Origin of the sequence: Pseudomonas sp. KK4, assembly GCF_001984065.1 — a bacterium.
In the GTDB taxonomy this organism is placed as follows: Bacteria; Pseudomonadota; Gammaproteobacteria; order Pseudomonadales; family Pseudomonadaceae; genus Aquipseudomonas.
This window is the reverse complement of sequence record NZ_LYVP01000101.1, coordinates 1-19579: the sequence shown is the minus strand read 5'-3', so window position 1 is coordinate 19579 and position 19579 is coordinate 1. Positions and strand designations below refer to the sequence as shown.

Here is a 19579-nt window from a genome sequence, read left to right as displayed (position 1 = left end):
ACATGCAATGTGTGCGGCTTCGCCCCACGGCGCTGCGCGCCAATCCCCGGATGAACGCCTCCGCTCAGCCTTCCGATATAGGCGGGTGGATCAAGATCAAGAGCTGCAGGCGAGCTAACGCTCGACCTTTTTCTCCCAAGGAGCTGCCGAAGGCTGCGATCTTTTGATCCTGTTTTTCAACTGCCGCTATCACTTTCCATCGTTTCTTCGACCTCGGCCACCGCGCTCTTACCCTTGGTCTTCAACTCGCTGACAATCACCGCCGCGACGATCATTCCCGCACCCACCAGGGCAATCGCCGGTAACCGTTCCCCGGCCATTCGTCCGACAATTCCGGCCCACACCGGTTCGACGGCGTAAATCAGGGTGGCGCGGGTCGGCGAGACGCTTTTCTGCGCCCAGTTCATCGCTACTTGAATGGCCGCACTCGCTGCGCCCAGCCCCAGGGCGCTGCACAGCAGCAGCCAGGAAAAGTCCGGAATGCGCTCCTGGGTCGGCACCACCATCAGGAACGACAGCATGGCCGTCACGCCCAGTTGCACCACGGTCACGCGCTTCACATCGACCTGGCCGGCGAAGTTGCTGATCAGGATGATCTCTGCGGCGATGGCGATGGCGCTGATCAGTGTGGCGATTTCACCGGGGCTGAAATTCAGCGACGCGCCGGAGGGTCCCGACAGCAGCATCAAACCGGTGAACGCCAGCATGATGCCGATGCTCGGCATCAATCTCGGGCGACGTCCCAGCACCAGCCATTGCAGCAACGGCACAAAGGGTACGTACAACGCGGTGATGAACGCCGACTGGCTGCTGGGGATACTCTGCAGGCCCACGGTCTGCAGGCCGTAGCCGAGCATGATCGCCACGCCGATGAAGGCACCGGCCTTGAATTCGAACAGGGTCAGTTCGCGCAGGGTGCGCCACGAAAACACGGCCACGATGCTGGCGGCGGCGGCAAAGCGCAGGCCGACGAAGAACATCGGCCCGCTGACGGTCATGGCATGCTGGACCAACAAAAAGGTCCCGCCCCAGACCATGGTGATCAGCACCAGCACGCACTCAGCCTTGCTGAGCCGCAGGAAACGGGAGGAAGCCTGGGGGGAGTTCGCCGACGTCATGATCTTGCACACTGTGTGGGGGGGACGCACAATGCGCCCGAAAGTTGGGCAGTATACTGCGCAACACCCTCAAGTGAGCAATATAGTGCACAAAGATTCCACGCAACGGGCTTCGGTCCTGCAGCACGTCAGTCAGAACGTTCGCCGCTTGCGCCATGCGGCGGACATGAGCCAGACCGCCCTGGCGGAAAAGTCTGGTGTCAGCCGGCGTATGCTGGTGGCCATCGAGGCGGGTGAAAAGAACGTCAGCCTGACCACCCTCGATCGCGTGGCCGAGGCGCTGGACGTGGCGTTCAGCGACCTGATCCAGGCCCCCGACGTGCGTGACCACAGCCGCATCAACGAACTGGCCTGGGCCGGCACCATCCCCGGCAGCAAGGCCGTGCTGCTGGCCAAGGCCAACGCCAGCCGTGAAGTCGAACTCTGGGAATGGCGCCTGGAACCGGGTGAGCACTACCCGTCCGAGCCGGATGCCGACGGTTGGAGCGAGCAGTTCTATGTGTTCGAAGGTTGCCTGACGCTGATGATCGGCGATGTCCCGCACCGCATCAGCGCCGGCGAGTTCTACATGTTCGCCAGCAACCAGCCGCACTCCTATCGCAACGAGGGGACGGTAGCGGTGCGCTTCGTGCGCAACGTGGTGATCTGAACGGTTGCCTGCCAAACAGCGGATCGACAGTTTGTCGTTATGAAGCTGCTTTCACTTCTTTAGTGCTTCATACCTGTAAACGATGTCTGCGGTGTAAAACGTAAAGGATGTCTGCGGTTTCTACCGGTGCGATTCGCCAGGCGTCAGGAGCGATCAGCACGATGGCTGACCAGACAAACACTGATAATGAGAACGGCATGACTGACATTCAAAACGGACAGGCGACCGACGCCATCCGTCACGCGGACATCCTGATCATCGGCGGCGGCCTTAGCGGCACGATGCTGGCGGCGCAACTGATGCGCCTGCCGGGACGTCGCCAGGTGCTGGTGGTCGAACCCCGGGCCGAACTCGGTCGTGGCGAGGCTTACAGCGCCGTGGAGTTGGGCCATACCCTCAACGGCAATGCGGCGCGCATGAGCGTCGACCCGGACAACGCTGACGACCTGACCCAATGGCTGACCGAATACATCGCCGGCGGTGGCTGGCCGGAGTCCGATGAGCAGCCTGTGCCGATCAGCGAACTGTTCCCGCCCCGGGGCATTTTCGGGCTGTACGTGCAGCAGCGGTTGGCTGAAGCGCAGGCGGTGGGCGCGCTGAACGGCTCGACGGTCGAGCATGTGCGGGCCGAGGTGGTGGACCTGCAGAGCGATGCCGACGCGGTGCGCCTGACCTTGAGCGACGGTCAGCGCTTGCACGGGGCTTTTGCGGTGCTGGCGACCGGCATGTTTGCCGCTGCGCGCACGCCGCAGACCGAATCCAGCGGCCTGAACGCGGCGGCGCTCGACCCGTGGGATGTGACGGCGATGCGTCAGCTCGATCCGCAGTCGACGGTGCTGATCATCGGTTCGGGCCTGACCATGGTCGATGCCGTGGTGTCCCTGGAACAGGCCGGTCATCGCGGGCCGATCGACGTGTTTTCCCGCCATGGCCTGCTGCCCCATGTCCGCCGGCAGCCACCGGCCTGGCCGGACTTTCTTGCCGAGGATCACGGCATCCGCACGCCGCGGCAGCTGGTTCGGGAACTGCGCCGACAGTGTCGGCAGGCCATTGAACAGGGCATTGACTGGCAGGCCCCGCTGGACACGGTGCGGGCACACGTCGGCCGCCTGTGGAACCAGGCCAGTGACGTGCAACGCCGACAATTCGTGCGGCATGTGCGGCCATGGTGGGAGAGCCATCACCACCGCTCGCCGCCCTTGAGCGCTGAACTGGTGGCGCGCCTGCACGCGCAAGGACGATTGCGTATTCAGGCGGCCTCGTTCAAGGGGCTTGAGCCTTCGAGGAACGGTGAGGTGAGTATCCGCATTCGTCGTCGCGGCGTGGCTCAAACGGAGGTTGTCAGTGGCGCGGCGTTGATCAATTCCAGCGGCATCGAATATGACTGGCGCCGAGTGGCGCGGCCGTTGCCCCAGCGATTGCTGGCGCGCGGCTTGATAAAACCGGGGCCGTTGGCGTTGGGGATTGCCGCGCAGGCAGATGGAGCGGTGCTCGCTGCCGACGGCCAACCCGCCAGCCGCCTGTTCGCCATGGGCCCGCCGTTGCGTGGGATGTGGTGGGAGAGCACGGCGGTGACCGATGTGGCGAGCCAGGCCAAGGCGCTGGCTGCCCGTCTGGCTTAACCAAGCGAGGCGGCACCTGTTTCAAGCTGAACACTGCCCCCTGTAGGAGCGAGCTCGCTCGCGATGCACGTCGGGACACCACGGAGCATCAGGCCCCCCGCGTCATCGTTGACGACCATCGCGAGCAAGCCCGCTCCCACAGGGAAACGCGGTCAACTGTAGGAGCGAGCTCGCTCGCGATGCACGCAGGGTCACCGCGGGGCATCAGGTCCCCCGCGTCATCTTTAACGACCATCGCGAGCAAGCTCGCTCCTACAGGGGAACGCGGTCAACTGAAGGAGCGAGCTCGCTCGCGAAAAACGCCGGGTCACCGCGGGGCATCAGGTTCCCCGCGTCATCATTGGCCTCCATCGCGAGCAAGCTCGCTCCCACAGAGAAACGCGCTCAACTGTAGGAGCGAGCTCGCTCGCGAAAAACGCCAGGGCAACGCAGGGCATCAGGTCCCCCGCGTCATCATTGGCCTCCATCGCGAGCAAGCCCGCTCCCACAGGGAAACGCGGTCAACTGTAGGAGCGAGCTCGCTCGCGATGCACGCAGGGTCACCGCGGGGCATCAGGTCCCCCGCGTCATCGTTGGCCTCCATCGCGAGCAAGCTCGCTCCTACAGGGGGTGTTCACGAAACCGTACAAAAAACAAACCCCGGCAGGACGTGATCCCCCGGGGTTTGCTGTTTCAAACAGCCCACGGCTATTGATCAATAACGCTGGTACTTGGAACCGAACTCAGGACGGTTTTCCGCGACGTAGAGTTTTGCTTTCTGGACATCCTGACGGTCAGTGCTGACGGTGTTGACGTTCAGGGTGGCCGGTTGGCTGACGGTGTTTGCTGCAACGACTGCCTGGGTGGCGTGGGGGGCAGCGATGGCCGAGGTGGCGCCAAGGACCGAGAGGGCGAAACCGATACCGATGATGCTTTTCATGATGTGCTCCAGAGTGTGGTGAGAAGATGGGTCTACTGTAGGGCTGGAGCGCCGAGATGAGAAAACACCCTTGGGAATAGTTGTTATCGAAGACAGTGATCTTGATCCATCACTGGGTCTGTAGGCCTGTGCAGGCGTTGTCGGGTGCAACGGGGCAGCGATCGTTCAGACGCTTCAAGGCCTGACGCGCAAACCATCCGCGGCAAACACCACCGGCCCGGCAAAGCTGCGGCCAATGGATCGGCTCACGGCATCGTGGGCTTCATCGACATCCCGGGACAGGTGGCTGAGCAACAGCCCGGATACCCGGGCGGCCGCGGCGATGCGGCCGATGTCAGCGGGCGCGGTATGCAGCAAGAAAAGCGCCGCTGGCGAATCCGGTGGATCGAGCACGGGATCGTTGAACACCAACAGGCTGGAACCCTCGGCAATCTTCGTCAGCGCTTCGTGGCCATTGGCGTCGATGTCGCCGCTGAAGGTGATGCTGTGGCCTTTGTAGTCGACGCGGTAGATCACTGCCGGCGCATCCCGATGGTGGCCGGCGATGGCGCGGATCACCAGGCCGTCCTGGCTGAGCAGGGTTGTCATCTCGGTGAGACCTTGCAGGTCGGTGGTGTCGAAGCCGACGCTGCCGGCGAAGTCCTGCAGATACGCGAACGCGCCATCCCTGCCGAACATCAGGTCGATGTAGCGCCGAGTCGATGGGAAGGGCGCATCGCCGCTGGGGCCGAACACCTTGAAGCGGATGTCCGCTCGCGACGCGACGGCCCGCGCCTTGACGATGCCCGGCAGCTCCGCCACATGATCCACGTGCAGATGGGTCAGCAGCACGATATCCAGTTGACCCAGGTCCAGGTGCGCCTCGCCCAGGCGGACGAAGGTGCCCGGTCCGGCATCCAGCAGAATCCGCGGCGTGCCGTCGAGCAGCAGCACATAGCCAGCGCCGGCACGACCACCGGCGCCGGGGCCGCCTGAACCCAGGACCAGCAATTCCAGAGGCTCTGCTGCTTTTACCGGGCCGACGCACAGCACCGCGCCCAGCAGCAGGCCGGTGCAGAGCCGCCGCACGTCAAGCCTCAAGCATTTCCACCGGAAAGGAGAAAACGTAGCCCTCACTGCGCACGGTCTTGATGTAGGCCGCTTCGCGGGAGTCATCCTTCAGTCGTTGGCGCAGGCGGCTGACCAGCAGGTCGATGGAGCGGTCGAACAGATCGGCGTCGCGGCCCTGGGTCAGGTTGAGCAACTGGTCGCGGCTCAACACCCGCTGCGGATGATCGAGGAACACCCGCAGCAGGCGGTATTCGGCGCCGCTGAGGGCCACCAGGGTGTCGTCCTTGTCCAGCAGGTGACGGGCGGTGGTGTCCAGGCGCCAGCGGCCGAAAGCCAGCATGCGGCCACTTTCGGTGACCAGCAGGTTGGGTGGCAGCATGCGCGTGCGACGCAACACGGCGTTGATCCGCGCCAGCAGTTCGCGGGCGGCGAAGGGTTTGGTCAGGTAGTCATCGGCGCCCATTTCCAGGCCGAGGATGCGGTCGGTTTCGTCGTTGCGCGCAGTGAGCATCAGGATCGGCGTGGCCTTGTGCTTGCCCGAGCGCAATTCGCGGCACAGCACCAGGCCGTCGTCGCCGGGCAGCATGATGTCGAGCACGATCAGATCGACCTGGTTGGTTTCCAGAAAACTGCGCATCTGCCGGCCGTCGGCAACCACTGTCGTACGCAGGCCGTTCTTTTTCAGGTAATTACCGACCAGTTCGCGAATCTCGCGGTCATCGTCGACGATCAGGATGTGGTTGACGTGGTCCATGGGACGATTCTCTTGTTCTTCGTTGGTTGCATTTTAAGGGAACGCTGGGGTTTTGTTTATCGCGCTGCCTCCCGCATGTCACCCATCCATTGTGGGAGCGGGCTTGCTCGCGAAGGCGGCTGCACATTTAACATGGGTATTGACTGACCCGACGCTTTCGCGAGCAAGCCCGCTCCCACAATAGATATTCGTTGAAGCTGAAATCTGCGTAGAAACAACAAGCCGAAGCAAAGGCTTCGGCTCGTGTTCTATCCCTTCACAGTCAGGCAACCACTCGATAACACGGCACATACGCCGCGCCGCCGGGCAGTTTCATGCGGTGCTGGGCGACGAAGGCTTTGAGCAGCAGGTCCAGCGGCTGCATGATCGCTGCGTCGCCACGGATCTGGTACGGCCCGTGCTGTTCGATCAGGCGGATGCCCTTGTCCTTGACGTTGCCGGCGACGATGCCGGAGAACGCGCGGCGCAGGTTGGCGGCCAGTTCGTGGGGCGGCAGGTCGCGGCTCAGTTTCAGGTTGGCCATGTTTTCGTGGGTCGGGTCGAACGGGCGCTGGAAGCCTTCGTCGATTTTCAGCAGCCAGTTGAAGTGGAACGCGTCGTTGCGCTCGCGACGGAATTGCTTCACCGCCTTGAGCCCGGCGGTCATCTGCCGCGCAACCTCTGCGGGGTCGTCGATGATGATCTGGTAATGCTGCTTGGCCGCGTCACCCAGGGTGGCGCCGACGAACGCATCGAGTTGCTCAAGGTACGGCGCGGCGTGTTTGGGCCCGGTGAGGATGACCGGGAAGGGCAGCCCCGCATTTTCCGGGTGCATCAGGATGCCCAGCAGGTACAGGAACTCTTCGGCCGTCCCGGCGCCGCCCGGGAAGATGATGATGCCGTGGCCGACGCGCACGAAGGCTTCCAGGCGTTTTTCGATGTCCGGCAGGATCACCAGTTCGTTGACGATCGGGTTCGGCGCCTCGGCGGCGATGATCCCCGGTTCCGTCAGGCCCAGGTAGCGGCCGCCGTGGATGCGTTGTTTGGCGTGGGCGATGGTGGCGCCTTTCATCGGGCCTTTCATCACGCCGGGGCCGCAACCGGTGCACACGTCCAGGCTGCGCAGGCCCAGTTCGTGGCCGACTTTCTTGGTGTACTTGTATTCCTCGGTGTTGATCGAGTGCCCGCCCCAGCACACCACGATCTTGGGCTCGACGCCCGGGCGCAGGGTGCGGGCGTTGCGCAGCAGGTGGAAGACGTAGTCGCTGATGCCCTGGGAGGTGCTCAGGTCGATACGTTGGCTGTCGAGTTCGTTCTCGGTGTAGACGATGTCGCGCAGGGCGCTGAACAGCATTTCGCGGGTACTGGCGATCATTTCGCCATCGACGAAGGCGTCGGCCGGGGCGTTGAGCAGCTCCAGGCGTACGCCGCGGTCTTGCTGGTGAATGCGGATTTCGAAGTCCTTGTAGGCTTCGAGGATGGTCTTGGCGTTGTCGACGTGGGCGCCGGTGTTGAGGATGGCCAGGGCGCATTGGCGAAAGATGTCGTAGGTGCTGCCGGATCCGGCTTCGCTCAGTTGCTGCACTTCCCGTTGCGAGAGTGTTTCCAGACTGCCTTTGGGGCTGACCGAAGCGTTGATTACTTGTCGTTGGGTCATTCAGTGATCCTTAAAACGATGCCATTGCTGAACAAACAACCAATGGCATCCGAATAGTGTGTATCCATGAAAGAAGATGGCACGAACTGCGCGGTCTCGCCATGTCCCCGATTGACGATGAAAAGATGAAAAGGAGCCCCAGCATAGCTAAATCCCTCGATGAGGCGATAATGCGCGCAGTCTTTTTGCCTGCCATTGAAGGAAACCCGACGTAATGTTCGACATCCAGCCGATGAACGCCCAGACCTATCGGCAACAGACCCGGCGCAGCACGCTGATCATCGCCGTGATTTTCCTGGCGCTGGCCATGGTGCTCTCGACCTCGGCGGTCACGGTGTTCGGCGAACCCGGCGGCGACAACCTGCGGTTCAATATCGGCGGCGTGTTTGCCGCGGTACTGGTGATGGCCGCACTGATGCGCAAGGTGTTCTGGACTCAGCCGTGGATGGCACCGGCGGTGTACGGCTGGCAGCTCAAGCGCAGTCTGATGAGTGTCACCAATGTCATGCACCACGTGACGGCAGCCGTGGAGGCGGGTGATCCAAGCGCGATGAAGCTGCTGCGTTTCTACCACCTGGGGTTGGACCAGATGCACCAGTTGGACGGCAACTCCAGCGATCATGGGCAATTGCGCCGGGAAATGGAGCAACACGAGGCGCGTATGCAGGCGTTGGGCATGGACACTGACCAGACACGACTGGACCCGGCGTGGCTGGAGGCAGTCAAGCGGACATCGGTCTAGTCTTGTTCGCCGTTACCCTTCAACGCTTCAACTGCAGGAGCGAGCATGCTCGCGAAAAACCTGAGAGCACCGTGGGGTATCAGGCTGCCAGCGTTATCGTTGCCGACCATCGCGAGCAAGCTCGCTCTTACAGATAGGAGAATCAGGCGGGAAGCCTGACTTTTCATAACAATCACGGAGAAGCGTCATGGGGCAACCGGCCATTTACCAGCGTATCGAAAAAAACCGACCCGGTATCGCCCGGCTCAAGGTGCGCTCGGCCGTGACGTTGCTGGTTGCCGTGTGCCTGTCGATGGCACTGATCGTGATCTGGCAGGCCTGGAACTCGCGGCAGTACCACCTGCAGGACAAGCAGGTGGCGATGTCCAACCTGGCGCAGACCCTGGCCTCCCAGGCGCAGGCGTCGATCAAGCAGGCCGATACCTTGCTGTTTGCCCTGGTCGATCGCCTGGAAAACGAAGGGAGTGGCCCCGACCAGATCAGTCGCCTGCAGCGCCTGCTACGTGCCGAGCGCAGTGAGTTGAGCCAGCTCCATGGCCTGTTCGTGTATGACGAAACCGGGCAGTGGGTGGCCAATTCCAATGGCGCCGAGGTCAGCGTCGCCAACAATTCGGACCGCGAATATTTCATCTATCACCGTGACCACCCGGACCGTGGGCCGCACATCGGCCCGGCGATCAAGAGCCGCTCCAGTGGCGAGTGGATCATGACCGTGTCGCGACGGGTCAACCATCCCGACGGCAGTTTCGCCGGCGTGGCCTTGGCGACGATCTACCTCAGCCATTTCCTTGAGCTCTACGACAGCATCGACATGGGCAACAACGGCGTCATCAACCTGATCGCTGACGATGCCAGCATTATCGTCCGTCGTCCCTTCAATGAAGCCGACATCGGCAGCAGCCTGGCCAAAAGCCAACTGTTCACCCAACTGCTGCCCCGCGCCAGCGCCGGCACCGCGACCATCAAATCGATCATCGATGGCGTCGAGCGAGTCGTGGGCTATCGTCGGGTCGAGGGCTATCCGCTGATTGTGTTCGCCGCGCTGAACAAGGACGAGGTCCTGGCCAGTTGGCGTAACGAGTCGATCCTCAGCGCGCTGATCGTGTCGGTTCTGCTGGCCTTTCTGGGGGTGCTCGGCTATCGCCTGATCAAGCTGATGAGGCAGCAGAACCGCATTCAGGTCGAGCTGCTCGGCTCCCAGGAAAAACTCCTCGAGCTCAACCGCAACCTGGAGTTGCTGGCGCTGGAGGATGCGCTCACCGGGCTGGCCAATCGTCGCCAGTTCGATCTGTTCATCCAGTCGGAAACCGGCCGAGCCCTGCGTAATCTCACCGGGCTTGCGCTGTTGATGGTCGATGTCGATCACTTCAAGGCGTTCAACGACCACTACGGTCATTTGGCCGGTGATGCCTGCTTGCGCAAGATCGCGGACATCATCACCGAACACATCAAGCGCCCGGGCGACCTGGCCGCGCGCTTTGGCGGTGAAGAGTTTGCCGTGGTGCTGCCCGGCACCGACTACGTGGGGGCATTTCTGGTAGCGGAGAAAATTCGTCGCGCGGTGATGGCGGCCAGCCTGCAGCATGTCGACAGTCCGGAAGGGGTGATCACGGTCAGCGTCGGCGTGTGCGGTTACGATCCTGTGGCGCAGACCAGCACCGAGGCGTTGATCGGCGCCGCCGACAAGGCGCTGTACGTGGCCAAGGCCAGTGGGCGGAACATGAGCGTGATTGCCAACTGAGCTTCAGGTGAACGCGTCTATGCCCTGCACCAATCGATTGGCCAGGTGGGGCTGCTTGAGTTTTTCCAGCCACCAGTTCAGGGCCCGCCCGTCATGATCGCCGCGCCAGCCGGCATACAAAATGTTCGGCTCCCGTGGGTCGGCCATCTGCTTTTCGATCAGGGTACCGTTGCTCAACAACGAACCGATGCGGTGCCTGGGCAGCCAGCCCACGCCCAACCCCGCGCATTGGGCGAGGATTTTCGCGCGCATGGTCGCCACCGCCAGCACCGGTTGCCCACCCGAGACACCATAGGTTCGACCTTCGGTGGTTCGGGATGAATCTGCCACCACAATCGCCCGGTGCTGTGACACCGTGGCCCGGGAAATCGGTTCCTTGGCCTTGGCCAGTGGATGCTTGGGCGAGACGGCGAACACCCACTCCATGACCCCCAGTTCCATCCACCGCAAGGACGCAATCGCCGGCGGTTCGTTGGTGGCGCCGATCACCAGGTCCGCACGGCCCTCGCGCAACGCTTCCCAGACGCCCTTGAGTACCTCCTGGGTGACCCGCAGCGGCACGCCGGAACCCAGGTCATCGAACGCCTGGATCAACGGGATAAGGCTTTCGAACTCCAGCAATTCGTCGGTGACGATCCATAGCCGGCTCTCCCAGCCATTGGCCACTTGCTGCACCCGCTGGGTCAGGCGCGAGACGTCTTCGATCAGCCTTGAGGCTTCGTTGACCAGCAACTCACCGGCGGGCGTGAGTTGCAGGCGATAGCGGCGGCGGTCGAAGAGCAGGGCGTCGAAGCGCTCCTCCAGTTGCCGCGCGGCGTAGGACACGGTCGACGGTGCCTTGCCCAGCCGGACGGCGGCCCGGGACAGACTGCCGGTTTCGCGGATGGCTTCGAGCAGGGTGAGGTCTTCGATCGACAGCATGTTTGGGTTCTCGGGAGATCGTGGGCGGTAGCGCGCGAATCGACAGTTTCATGGCAATGCGCAAGATTGTTCAAGCCACGGCCTGCGACTGCTGGCACAGTCTCAGGTCTTTCTCCCGGTTGTAGAGCGTTATGTCCAATTTACATCTGCCGCGCACGGCATTTCTGCGCGGCGCCGCGGCGATCATGCCGCTGTCTCTGGCGACCGCGCCCTGGGGGCTGCTGGCCGGCTCCATGGCCATCGAAGCCAACCTCACCCCCCTGCAAGGCCAGGGCCTGTCGAGCATCGTGTTCGCCGGCGCCGCGCAACTGGTGGCCATCGGCATGCTCAAGGGTGGGGCGGGGATTTTTTCGATCCTGCTGACGACCTTGCTGCTGACGTCACAGCATTTGCTGTACGGGATGAGCCTGCGTTCGGTGATCTCGCCGTTGCCGGGGCGCTGGCGCATCGGGCTGGGCTTCCTGCTCACCGACGAGCTGTTCGCACTGACCAGCCAGCACGACAAACAACAGTTTGACCGCTGGTATGCCCTGGGGGTGGGCCTGACCTTCTACGTGGCCTGGAACCTCTTCACCCTGGCCGGGATCGTGCTCGGCAGCAGCATTCCCGGGCTTGAACACCTGGGCCTGGATTTCTCCATCGCCGCCACCTTCATCGCGCTGATCACCCCGGTGGTGCGCAATGTGCCGACAGTGGTCTGTGTCGCGGTGTCGTTGTTCTGCTCGGTGCTGTTCAGCTATTGGCAATGGGGCTCGGCGCTGGTGCTGTCGGGGTTGGCGGGGATGACCGCCGGGTTTGTCTGCAACAAATTCTACGGTGGACGCACATGATGGTCTGGGCAGTGATTTTCGGCATGGGTGTGTTGGTCTTTCTCAACCGCTATGTGTTTCTGGAGCCGCGCCTGCCGGTGCGCCTGAGCAGCAATGCCCGGCAGTTTCTCGGTTTTGCCGTGCCGGGCATGTTGACGGCGATCTGCGGGCCGATCGTGTTCATGCCCGAAAAGCAGCTGAATCTGCAGTGGGACAATCCTTATCTGATCAGCTCGCTGGTGGCGGTGGGGCTGGTGTTGTACACCCGTAACACCTTGCTCAGCATGCTGTTGAGCATGGGGTTTTTCTTTTTGCTGCGGTGGTGGTCGTAATTGAGTTTTGCAAAGTGTTCTACGCTTTAAGTTGATCAACAGTCCCTTCAGGAAGAGAGGTGAACATGGCCAACGAACCCAAGCGTCCTGATCTGGATGAAGATGTGGATGAGCCTACGCAAGAGGAGATCGAGCGACAGAAACGGGCGGAGAAGACGTGGAAACATGATGACAGTCGGGAGTTGTCGGACCGCGATGTCGAGAGGCCGCTGAAGCCTTGATTGGGGGGTTGTGGACATATCCTTTGGTTTTCGACCAAGGTGAACGCATATCCCTGTAGGAGCGAGCAAGCTCGCGAAGAATGTCAGGACACTGCGGGCATTCAGGCTCCCAGCGTCATCGTTGACGACCATCGCGAGCATGCTCGCTCCTACATCATGCCTCTGGGGACGCATTGCAATCAAAAGTCGTCCAGCGACAACACTTCGGGGTGTGAGGCCCGGTAGCCCAGGGTCTTGTCGATCCAGGCATTCAATTCATTGACCATCACTGGCGGCCTGCCTGGATAGTCTTTGAGTGTCGAACTCAGGACATTGTCGATGTCAGGGAGTGACTGCAGGTTTCGGGTTCTGATGTATTGGCCGATATAAGAGTCGAGTTGGTAGTGTTCTGTCGGCGAAAGATATACGCGCGACAGACTCACGACTGGATTCATTACAAAATCGTCGCGCAATTTGGTTCTCTGCAAGGCTCATTGTTTACGGGATTTCAATGGAGGCTGACTCTTCGGTCAATTCATGACGCCAATAGAAATGCGGCCCGAATGCTAGCGGTAGTCTTTGCAAATGTAACTACGAGCCAAAGATTGTCGGACAAGCGGTAATGCACGAAACGTGTGCGTTTTAATAACTGTTAATGAGTTGAAACAGTAGTTGTAACGTTTCCCATTACTGGCAGATCAGTTATTGCTCCATGGCTGTCGTTATTGCCAGCTCAAACGAGCTCTTCAATTAATTGCGCACCCTGATTCCTGGTATTGCCAACCGCTTTGTCGACCCGGTACCACTCGAAGACATCGCTGTCTTCCCCCTGCAAAAGAACCATTTGCTCGGCGCGCTCTTTAGGCGTGGCCGGGTCCAGCCATTCCCGAGCCAGTTCCGCCGACAGCACCACGGGGCGCCGGTCATGAACGTCCAGCATGCCACCGGCGCTGTTGGCGGTGATGATGACGAAGCCATCGTCGTCACGGGGGGCCGCGCCGCGCTCGGGGTATTGCCCGATCGCCGCACAGAAAATCGGCTGGCGGTCGCGCCGTCGAATCAGCCACGGCTGGCGCGTGCCATCCCCGGCGTCGACCCATTCGAACCAATTGTCCACCGGGCAGATCGCGCGGTGCGGCCAGATCGAGCGGAAGAATGGACCGTGGGCCACTTTCTCGACCCGGGCATTGATCGGCGCCGCCCGGTCCTTCGCCCAATGCGGCCGCCAGCCCCAGCGCTGGGAATCGGCGTGCAGGCCGTCTTGTTCCAGATGCAACAGCGCCAGCTGCGTGGTGGGCGCCGCGTTGTAGCGGGCCAATGGCTGGTCGCCGACGTGATTGATCAACGCGTCGGGGATGCTCAGCACCGCGACGAAATCGTGAATGCCCCGGTATTGCGACAAGCGACCGCACATCGAGCGAATCCTCCGGTTGGAGTGTTCAGCATAGATGCTGGATGCGAGTGTCTGGCTTTGGGTGGGCGGTGATCCGGAGGGCGCCTTCGCGAGCAAGCCCGCTCCCACCGGGGGAACGCGTTTCAAATGTGGGAGCGGGCTTGCTCGCGAAGACGTTGGCCAGATCATTATCGCCAGCCAGGCTATGTGACGCCTTTCAGATCACATGCGCCCGCTGCAACTCGGTCAACGACAGCGCCTTGAGCTGCGCCAGCAGCGGGTCCCGACGATCCCTGGGGTGAGCCAGCGGTACTGCCACTTCCTGGCGAATGCTGCTGGGCCGATTGTCCATGACCAGCACCCGGTCACTGAGGTACAGCGCCTCATCGACATCGTGGGTCACCAGCAGCAGGGCGATGGCATGCCGCTTGGCCAATTGCAGCAGCAAGTCCTGCAGTTTCATGCGAGTGAAGGCGTCCACCGCGCTGAAGGGTTCGTCGAGCAGCAACACTTGCGGTCGCGAATACAGACCACGGGCGATGGCCACGCGCTGGGCCATGCCGCCGGACAATTGCTTGGGCAGGGCCTGGGCAAAACCGCCGAGGCCGACTTCCTCGATCAACTGTGCGACCCAGGCCTTGTCGTAGCGGTCGTCGGCGCTCAAACCGATGTTCTGTTCCACCGTCAGCCAGGGCATCAGCCGCGGTTCCTGGAACACGAACGCGACTTCGCCAGCGCCGCGGCGCAGGGTGCCCTGGAAATCCTTTTCCAGCCCGGCGACGATGCGCAACAGGGTGCTTTTGCCACAGCCGCTGGGGCCCAGCAGGCTGACGGTTTCCCGGGGTTGCAACTGCAAGTGGATGTTCTTGAGCACGGTGGTGCTGGCGAAGGTTTTGCGTTCGACGTGGATGTCCAGCAAGTGCTCGGTCATGGCTCGGTCCCCTGGCCGTTGAAGGTGTCGCGCCAGGCCAGGCAGCGTTTTTCCAGGCTGGCGAGCAGGCCGTCACTGAGTTTGCCCAGCAGCGCCAGTACGATGATCGCCGCCAGCACGATGTCCGGGCGCGAGGTTTCGCGACCGTCGCTGAGCAGATAGCCCAGGCCCTTGGTCGCCGCGATCAGTTCGGCGGCCACCAGGAACATCCAGGCCAGGCTCATGCCACTGCGCAACCCGGTGAACAGGCCGGGCAGGGCGGCGGGCAACAGGATCCGTCGCACCAGCCGCGCGCGGCCGAAACCGTACATCTGGCCGACTTCCACCAGTTTGCGGTCGATGTTGCGGATCGCCGCGACGCCGTTGAGGTACACCGGGAAGAACGCGCCGATGGCGATCAGGACGATTTTCGAGGTTTCGTCGATGCCCAGCCACAGCAGGAGCAACGGCACCCACGCCAGGCTCGGAATCGAGCGCAGGCCGGCGAAGGTTGGCTCCAGCCAGGCTTCGGCTTCACGGCTCAAACCGACCCAGGCGGCGAACACCAGAGCCAGGCCGGCACCGATGGCGAAACCCAGCAGCACCCGCAACAGACTGGCGCTGATGTGTTTCCACAGCGCACCTTCAGCGAGGTCGCGCAAGGTCAGGGCGATTTCGCTGGGGGCGGGCATCTGGTAGGACGGCAACCAGCCGATGCGCACCACCAGTTCCAGGACCAGCAGGATCAGCGCCGGTAGCGCCAGGCCTTTGAGGCGCAGATGCCAGTGTTGGCTGAGTCGATGCGGTGCCGGCAGTGCCAGGGGCAGCGATTTGGTTTTGCTGGTCATCAGAGGCTCCAGACACGCGCAAAAAATCGCAGCCCGCGGCAGCAGGCGGCGATCCTTCGCTTTTATTGACGGGCTACGGTTTCTTTGAAACCGGTGTCAATCAACTGATCGATCACCTGATCGACATTCACACCCCGCTTGACCAATTCTTCGGACACCAGAATCGGCGCGGCAGCCTTGGAGGCAATGACGTCCCGGGTGCTCAACTGCGGATTGCTCAGGTCGGTGCGCGACAGTTGCAGCTTGGCCACTTCCAGCGGCAGGCCGGATTCGGTCGCGAGCAGTTGCGCCAGCTCTTGCGGATTTTTTACCGCCCATTCCCGGGCCTGCTCGTAGGCCTTGAGCACGGTGTCGATGGTCTGCGGATGCTCCTTGGCGAAGGTGTCGGTGACGCTGACCACGCCGTAACTGTTGAAGTCGGTGTTGCGGTACAGCAGGCGCGAGCCGGCCTGGACCTGGCTGGCGGCCATGTGCGGATCAAGTCCGGCCCAGGCGTCGACATCACCTTTTTCCAGGGCGGTGCGACCGTCCGGGTGCTGCAGGTGCACCAGTTCCACATCGTCCTTGCTCAGGCCGGCCTGCTGCAGGGTGCGCAGGGTGAACAGGTACGGGTCGGTGCCCTTGGTCGCGGCGATTTTCTTGCCCTTGAGGTCGGCCACGGTTTTGAGCGGTGAATCCTTGCGCACCACCAGCGCGGTCCATTCGGCGCGGCTGTAGACGTACACCGATTTGATCGGACTGCCGTTGGCGCGGCTGAGCACGGCGGCGAGGCTGGCAGAGGAGGCGAAGTCGACGCCGCCGCTGTTGAGGTACTCCAGCGAGCGGTTGCTGCCTTGGCTCAACACCCAGCCGACCTTGGTCTGGGGCAGGGCCTTTTCCAGAAAACCGAAATGCTTGAGCACCAGGCTCACCGGGGAGTAGTAGGCGTAATCCAGATGCACTTCGGCTGGCGGCGCTTCAGCGGCCTGGGCCACGGGTTGCAGGCTCAGCGCCAGGGCGCAGGCGCTCAGCACAGACCTGATGAAAGGAAAATGCGAGGTGGGTTTCATGGGACGGCTCCGGGCAAGGCGGCGGGTTTCTTATATCCAGAAAATTATTTTCAGCGAATTCTTCCTGCATATCGGGAATATTGCAGGCTCTGTGCCATGTGCCTGGAATCACCAGATTCCGGGGCTTTGCCACGGTTATGGCGCGGGAGAGATGTTGGGTGGGCAACAGTGTGTCCATCCACTGTTGCTGGGTGAACACTGGACGGTAGGGGGGATTAGCTTATGCAAAAATCGAATTTAAAAATCGATTTATAAGAGCGTTATGGTCTATGTCATCCACCCTTGAGGAGCCTCCAGTGAACCTGTCCCGATTCGTGCGCGGTCTGTTGACCAGCGCCCTGTTTGCCGCGCCCCTGGCGCACGCCGCCGAACCTGTCGTCCTGCACATCGGCGACCAGAATTACTACAACATCCGCGCTTCGGTGGAAGCCTCGGGTGTGCTCAAGGATGCGCCCTACACCGTCGACTGGAAGCACTTCCAGGCCGCCGCGCCGCTGGCCGAAGCGCTGAACACCGGGGCGCTGGACCTGGGCTTTCTCGGCGATTCGGGCTTTCTGTTCCTCGCCGCCAAACAGGCGCCGGTCAAGCTGATTGGCGTGTCGCGGCAGAACCCGGACACCATCGCCTTGCTGGTGCCCAAGGACTCGCCGGTGAAAACCATCGCAGATCTTAAAGGCAAGAAAGTCGCCTATTGGCCCGGCGCCTGGAGCCAGCAACTGACCCTGCGTGCCCTGGAAAAAGCCGACCTGCCGGAAAACTACGTCGACTTCGTCAAGCTGATGCCGATCGATGCTGCCGCCGCGTTGCCCCAGGGCAGCATCGACGCCTTCCCGGTCTGGGAACCCTACATTTCCCAGCAGATCCTGTTCTCCGGCGCGCGGCCGATCCTCACCGCCAAGAACCTGATGCCCGGTTTGAGCGCCATCGCCGCCTCGACGCCGTCGATCGACAGCAAGCGTGAAGCCATTGCCGACTTCCTCGGGCGTCTGAAAAAGGCTCGGGCCTGGGTGGATGCCAACACCGACGAATACGCCGATCTGTGGGCGAAGAAGGCCAATCTCGATCAGAACGTCTCGCGCCACTGGTTGCGCCAGGCGCACATGACCGTCGGCCCGGTGGATGCGCAGGCGGCCAAGGACCTGCAAAGCACCGCCGACTTCCTGTTCAAGGTCAAGGCGCTGCCGAGCGAACTGGCCACGGCGCCGATCATCGACGGCTCTTTCCAGCAGGCCCTGGCCCAGTAGGTTCGAGCGCAGGAACCAAACACTGTGTACCCTTATCCAACCTCGGCCCGCAGCTGCCTGCGGGCCTTGGCAGGATGAACGGGCGAAGGATTTTTGCCATTTGAAGGGTTGACCGCGACGGTCTGGCTTAAGGCAAAACATGAAACAGTGGGTCAAGGTTCTAACGGCGTGCGCCATGGCGGTCAGTCTGCTGGGCTGTATCGCCGCTCCCATCGAAATGACGCCGCAGACCGAACATCGTTTGCGAGCTCAACCACCGGTGCGCTTCCTGCTGACCTTCGACGACGGCCCCAGCGCCTCGAGTTTCTGGAACCCCACCGACACCGTGCTCGACAGCCTGGCGCGCAATCCGCTGCAGCCGGACATCAAAGCCGTGTTTTTCGTGCAGACCCGCGCCACGCGGGCCGGCAACAGTGATATCGGTCGTGCGGTGATGCACCACGAACGTGACGCCGGGCACATCCTGGCCTTCCACACGGCAACGCCTTCGCACACCAATCACCGCTCCCTCGATCCCCAGGAACTGGAAGAAGCGCTGACCAACGGCAGCGCCGACATCGCCGCTATCACCGGCGCGCCGCCGACGCTGTTGCGACCGCCATTCTGGAACTATGACAAACGCACGTTCGCGGCCTATCAGCAGCATGGCCTGCACGTGCTGTTGACCGATCTGAGCGCCAATGACGGCAAGATCTGGGGCTTCAACGCCAGCCCGCGGCGCCGGGCGCACTTCCTGCGTTCAATGTCCGAAGTGCGTGAGCGCATCGCCCTGGGTGAGTTGCCGGTGGTTGATGGGGTGATTCCGGTGGTGGTGACCTTCCACGACCTCAATCGCTACACCGCCCGGCATACCCGCGAGTACCTGCAAATCCTGCTCGACAGCGCCCAGGCCACAGGGGTCAAGGTGGCGCAGCAGCCGTTTTACGACGACACCGCCGCGCTGCAACGGGCAGCGATGGCGCGCACCGTGCGGGACAGTTCTGAGCCGGTGAAACTGCCGGGTTTCTGGAACTGGATCTGGAACCGCAACGCCGATTGAGAAAACCCTTGAAAAGTGAGAAGTGGGTAGCATTTTTTTCTGGCGCAGAGAGAGCAAAACGCATCTATTCTCATTGGATCTGATCAACCGTCACCCGAGGCACCTGCCATGCTTCCCATTTCAGTGCTTTGCAACATTGTGGAGTCCGGATTCACACCGTTGTCCTGCGAATGCACCGAGAGCGGCGGCCTGCTGCGAATCGAGGTCTATGAGCCTGTCAGCGGGCGGGTCGAACTGCTGATCAGCGGTGTCTCCACCGAACAGTTGACCAGCGTGCGCGCCATATCCGAGCTGGTGGGGGAATTGCGCACCGAGATGAACGCGGGTCGCCGGGCGTTTGCGGGCTGACGCCTGACACCCCATTTCTTCAGGCACATCGCATGCACAGGCTTCACGACTGCTGCGCAGCCGAGCGGGAGTAAACTCCCTCGCCACAAAAGCAATTGCTGCATGAACTCGATGTTTGATCCAACCCCCGTGGCGAGGGAGCTTGCTCCCGCTGGGCTGCGAAGCGGCCCCAAACCCTGGCATTCCATTTTTTCAGGCACACCGCATGCACAGGCTTTACGACTGCTGCGCAGCCGAGCGGGAGTAAACTCCCTC

20 protein-coding genes and 1 pseudogene are annotated in these 19579 nt (G+C 62.1%); 10 read left to right on the top strand and 11 right to left on the bottom strand.

The window, feature by feature from the left end; translation table 11 throughout:
- Nucleotides 1–176: 176 nt before the first annotated feature.
- A pseudogene (locus B0W55_RS23680) lies at nucleotides 177–1209 on the bottom strand (DMT family transporter).
- Between B0W55_RS23680 and B0W55_RS23675 the strand changes: the two are divergent.
- Nucleotides 1204–1767: a helix-turn-helix domain-containing protein gene (locus B0W55_RS23675; RefSeq protein ID WP_077048331.1), complete on the top strand. Its 564-nt coding sequence runs from the start codon at nucleotides 1204–1206 to the stop codon at nucleotides 1765–1767. The pseudogene B0W55_RS23680 and the gene B0W55_RS23675 sit on opposite strands and share 6 nt — an antisense overlap.
- Nucleotides 1768–1964: 197 nt before the next feature.
- Nucleotides 1965–3389: an FAD/NAD(P)-binding protein gene (locus tag B0W55_RS23670; RefSeq protein ID WP_077048330.1), complete on the top strand. Its 1425-nt coding sequence runs from the start codon at nucleotides 1965–1967 to the stop codon at nucleotides 3387–3389.
- 694 nt (nucleotides 3390–4083) lie between these two features.
- Here the strand turns inward: B0W55_RS23670 and B0W55_RS23665 are convergent.
- From B0W55_RS23665 to ppnN, 4 genes are all read right to left on the bottom strand, one after another.
- Nucleotides 4084–4308: a hypothetical protein gene (locus B0W55_RS23665; protein WP_077048329.1), complete on the bottom strand. Its 225-nt coding sequence runs from the start codon at nucleotides 4306–4308 to the stop codon at nucleotides 4084–4086.
- A gap of 174 nt (nucleotides 4309–4482) precedes the next feature.
- The gene (locus tag B0W55_RS23660; RefSeq protein WP_256576383.1) at nucleotides 4483–5388 is read right to left on the bottom strand and encodes an MBL fold metallo-hydrolase; all 906 of its coding nucleotides are present in this window, start codon (nucleotides 5386–5388) and stop codon (nucleotides 4483–4485) included.
- Nucleotides 5378–6112, bottom strand: a complete 735-nt coding sequence (locus B0W55_RS23655; protein ID WP_077048328.1) for a response regulator — start codon at nucleotides 6110–6112, stop codon at nucleotides 5378–5380. Before B0W55_RS23655 ends, B0W55_RS23660 begins: the two co-directional genes overlap by 11 nt.
- A 262-nt stretch (nucleotides 6113–6374) precedes the next feature.
- Complete coding sequence (gene ppnN / locus B0W55_RS23650) at nucleotides 6375–7748, bottom strand: nucleotide 5'-monophosphate nucleosidase PpnN (protein WP_077048327.1); 1374 nt, start codon at nucleotides 7746–7748, stop codon at nucleotides 6375–6377.
- 214 nt (nucleotides 7749–7962) lie between these two features.
- Here ppnN and B0W55_RS23645 point away from each other — a divergent pair, with 214 nt between their 5' ends.
- Nucleotides 7963–8490 carry a DUF3087 domain-containing protein gene (locus tag B0W55_RS23645; protein WP_077048326.1) on the top strand — a complete coding sequence of 176 codons (528 nt, stop codon included), beginning with the start codon at nucleotides 7963–7965 and terminating at the stop codon, nucleotides 8488–8490.
- 187 nt (nucleotides 8491–8677) lie between these two features.
- Nucleotides 8678–10231 (top strand): sensor domain-containing diguanylate cyclase, encoded by a 1554-nt coding sequence (locus B0W55_RS23635; protein WP_077048324.1) that lies wholly within the window; start codon nucleotides 8678–8680, stop codon nucleotides 10229–10231.
- Between the two features lie 3 nt (nucleotides 10232–10234).
- On the opposite strand, the gene B0W55_RS23630 is transcribed toward B0W55_RS23635, so the two are convergent.
- Nucleotides 10235–11152 carry a LysR family transcriptional regulator gene (locus tag B0W55_RS23630; protein ID WP_077048323.1) on the bottom strand — a complete coding sequence of 306 codons (918 nt, stop codon included), beginning with the start codon at nucleotides 11150–11152 and terminating at the stop codon, nucleotides 10235–10237.
- Between the two features lie 131 nt (nucleotides 11153–11283).
- On the opposite strand from B0W55_RS23630, the gene B0W55_RS23625 reads away from it, so the two are divergent.
- The 3 genes from B0W55_RS23625 (at nucleotide 11284) to B0W55_RS30870 (ending at nucleotide 12514) form a co-directional block, all read left to right on the top strand.
- A complete protein-coding gene (locus tag B0W55_RS23625) occupies nucleotides 11284–11982 on the top strand; it encodes an AzlC family ABC transporter permease (RefSeq protein ID WP_077048322.1) in 699 nt (232 codons plus the stop codon).
- On the top strand, nucleotides 11982–12293 hold the full coding sequence (locus B0W55_RS23620) for an AzlD domain-containing protein (protein WP_175645554.1): 312 nt from the start codon (nucleotides 11982–11984) through the stop codon (nucleotides 12291–12293). Before B0W55_RS23625 ends, B0W55_RS23620 begins: the two co-directional genes overlap by 1 nt.
- Before the next feature lie 65 nt (nucleotides 12294–12358).
- Nucleotides 12359–12514, top strand: a complete 156-nt coding sequence (locus tag B0W55_RS30870; RefSeq protein WP_175645552.1) for a hypothetical protein — start codon at nucleotides 12359–12361, stop codon at nucleotides 12512–12514.
- 179 nt (nucleotides 12515–12693) lie between these two features.
- Here B0W55_RS30870 and B0W55_RS23615 read toward each other — a convergent pair whose 3' ends face one another.
- From B0W55_RS23615 to B0W55_RS23595, 5 genes are all read right to left on the bottom strand, one after another.
- The gene (locus B0W55_RS23615; RefSeq protein ID WP_077048332.1) at nucleotides 12694–12966 is read right to left on the bottom strand and encodes a hypothetical protein; all 273 of its coding nucleotides are present in this window, start codon (nucleotides 12964–12966) and stop codon (nucleotides 12694–12696) included.
- A 260-nt stretch (nucleotides 12967–13226) separates the two neighbouring features.
- A complete protein-coding gene (locus tag B0W55_RS23610; RefSeq protein ID WP_077048320.1) occupies nucleotides 13227–13907 on the bottom strand; it encodes an SOS response-associated peptidase in 681 nt (226 codons plus the stop codon).
- Between the two features lie 196 nt (nucleotides 13908–14103).
- Nucleotides 14104–14817: an ABC transporter ATP-binding protein gene (locus B0W55_RS23605; RefSeq protein WP_077048319.1), complete on the bottom strand. Its 714-nt coding sequence runs from the start codon at nucleotides 14815–14817 to the stop codon at nucleotides 14104–14106.
- Entirely contained in the window at nucleotides 14814–15644 is an 831-nt protein-coding gene (locus tag B0W55_RS23600) for an ABC transporter permease (protein WP_077048318.1), read from the bottom strand. The genes B0W55_RS23605 and B0W55_RS23600 overlap by 4 nt, the downstream gene beginning before the upstream one ends.
- A 62-nt stretch (nucleotides 15645–15706) precedes the next feature.
- Nucleotides 15707–16693 carry an aliphatic sulfonate ABC transporter substrate-binding protein gene (locus B0W55_RS23595; RefSeq protein WP_077048317.1) on the bottom strand — a complete coding sequence of 329 codons (987 nt, stop codon included), beginning with the start codon at nucleotides 16691–16693 and terminating at the stop codon, nucleotides 15707–15709.
- Nucleotides 16694–16989: 296 nt separating this feature from the next.
- Between B0W55_RS23595 and B0W55_RS23590 the strand changes: the two genes are divergently transcribed.
- The 3 genes from B0W55_RS23590 to B0W55_RS23580 all read left to right on the top strand — a co-directional run bounded on the left by B0W55_RS23590 (nucleotide 16990) and on the right by B0W55_RS23580 (nucleotide 19324).
- Entirely contained in the window at nucleotides 16990–17937 is a 948-nt protein-coding gene (locus B0W55_RS23590) for an ABC transporter substrate-binding protein (protein ID WP_077048316.1), read from the top strand.
- A 139-nt stretch (nucleotides 17938–18076) separates the two neighbouring features.
- On the top strand, nucleotides 18077–18976 hold the full coding sequence (locus B0W55_RS23585; RefSeq protein ID WP_077048315.1) for a polysaccharide deacetylase family protein: 900 nt from the start codon (nucleotides 18077–18079) through the stop codon (nucleotides 18974–18976).
- A gap of 108 nt (nucleotides 18977–19084) precedes the next feature.
- Nucleotides 19085–19324: a DUF1652 domain-containing protein gene (locus tag B0W55_RS23580; protein WP_077048314.1), complete on the top strand. Its 240-nt coding sequence runs from the start codon at nucleotides 19085–19087 to the stop codon at nucleotides 19322–19324.
- The last annotated feature ends 255 nt before the right edge of the window (nucleotides 19325–19579 follow it).

What these genes read in the sequence shown, in the direction of transcription:
- B0W55_RS23670 (WP_077048330.1), top strand. Translation starts at nt 1,965, where the DNA reads ATGACTGACATTCAAAACGGACAGGCGACCGACGCCATCCGTCACGCG.
- B0W55_RS23665 (WP_077048329.1), bottom strand. Translation starts at nt 4,308, where the DNA reads ATGAAAAGCATCATCGGTATCGGTTTCGCCCTCTCGGTCCTTGGCGCC.
- B0W55_RS23655 (WP_077048328.1), bottom strand. Translation starts at nt 6,112, where the DNA reads ATGGACCACGTCAACCACATCCTGATCGTCGACGATGACCGCGAGATT.
- ppnN (WP_077048327.1), bottom strand. Translation starts at nt 7,748, where the DNA reads ATGACCCAACGACAAGTAATCAACGCTTCGGTCAGCCCCAAAGGCAGT.
- B0W55_RS23645 (WP_077048326.1), top strand. Translation starts at nt 7,963, where the DNA reads ATGTTCGACATCCAGCCGATGAACGCCCAGACCTATCGGCAACAGACC.
- B0W55_RS23635 (WP_077048324.1), top strand. Translation starts at nt 8,678, where the DNA reads ATGGGGCAACCGGCCATTTACCAGCGTATCGAAAAAAACCGACCCGGT.
- B0W55_RS23630 (WP_077048323.1), bottom strand. Translation starts at nt 11,152, where the DNA reads ATGCTGTCGATCGAAGACCTCACCCTGCTCGAAGCCATCCGCGAAACC.
- B0W55_RS23625 (WP_077048322.1), top strand. Translation starts at nt 11,284, where the DNA reads ATGTCCAATTTACATCTGCCGCGCACGGCATTTCTGCGCGGCGCCGCG.
- B0W55_RS23620 (WP_175645554.1), top strand. Translation starts at nt 11,982, where the DNA reads ATGGTCTGGGCAGTGATTTTCGGCATGGGTGTGTTGGTCTTTCTCAAC.
- B0W55_RS30870 (WP_175645552.1), top strand. Translation starts at nt 12,359, where the DNA reads ATGGCCAACGAACCCAAGCGTCCTGATCTGGATGAAGATGTGGATGAG.
- B0W55_RS23610 (WP_077048320.1), bottom strand. Translation starts at nt 13,907, where the DNA reads ATGTGCGGTCGCTTGTCGCAATACCGGGGCATTCACGATTTCGTCGCG.
- B0W55_RS23605 (WP_077048319.1), bottom strand. Translation starts at nt 14,817, where the DNA reads ATGACCGAGCACTTGCTGGACATCCACGTCGAACGCAAAACCTTCGCC.
- B0W55_RS23600 (WP_077048318.1), bottom strand. Translation starts at nt 15,644, where the DNA reads ATGACCAGCAAAACCAAATCGCTGCCCCTGGCACTGCCGGCACCGCAT.
- B0W55_RS23595 (WP_077048317.1), bottom strand. Translation starts at nt 16,693, where the DNA reads ATGAAACCCACCTCGCATTTTCCTTTCATCAGGTCTGTGCTGAGCGCC.
- B0W55_RS23585 (WP_077048315.1), top strand. Translation starts at nt 18,077, where the DNA reads ATGAAACAGTGGGTCAAGGTTCTAACGGCGTGCGCCATGGCGGTCAGT.
- B0W55_RS23580 (WP_077048314.1), top strand. Translation starts at nt 19,085, where the DNA reads ATGCTTCCCATTTCAGTGCTTTGCAACATTGTGGAGTCCGGATTCACA.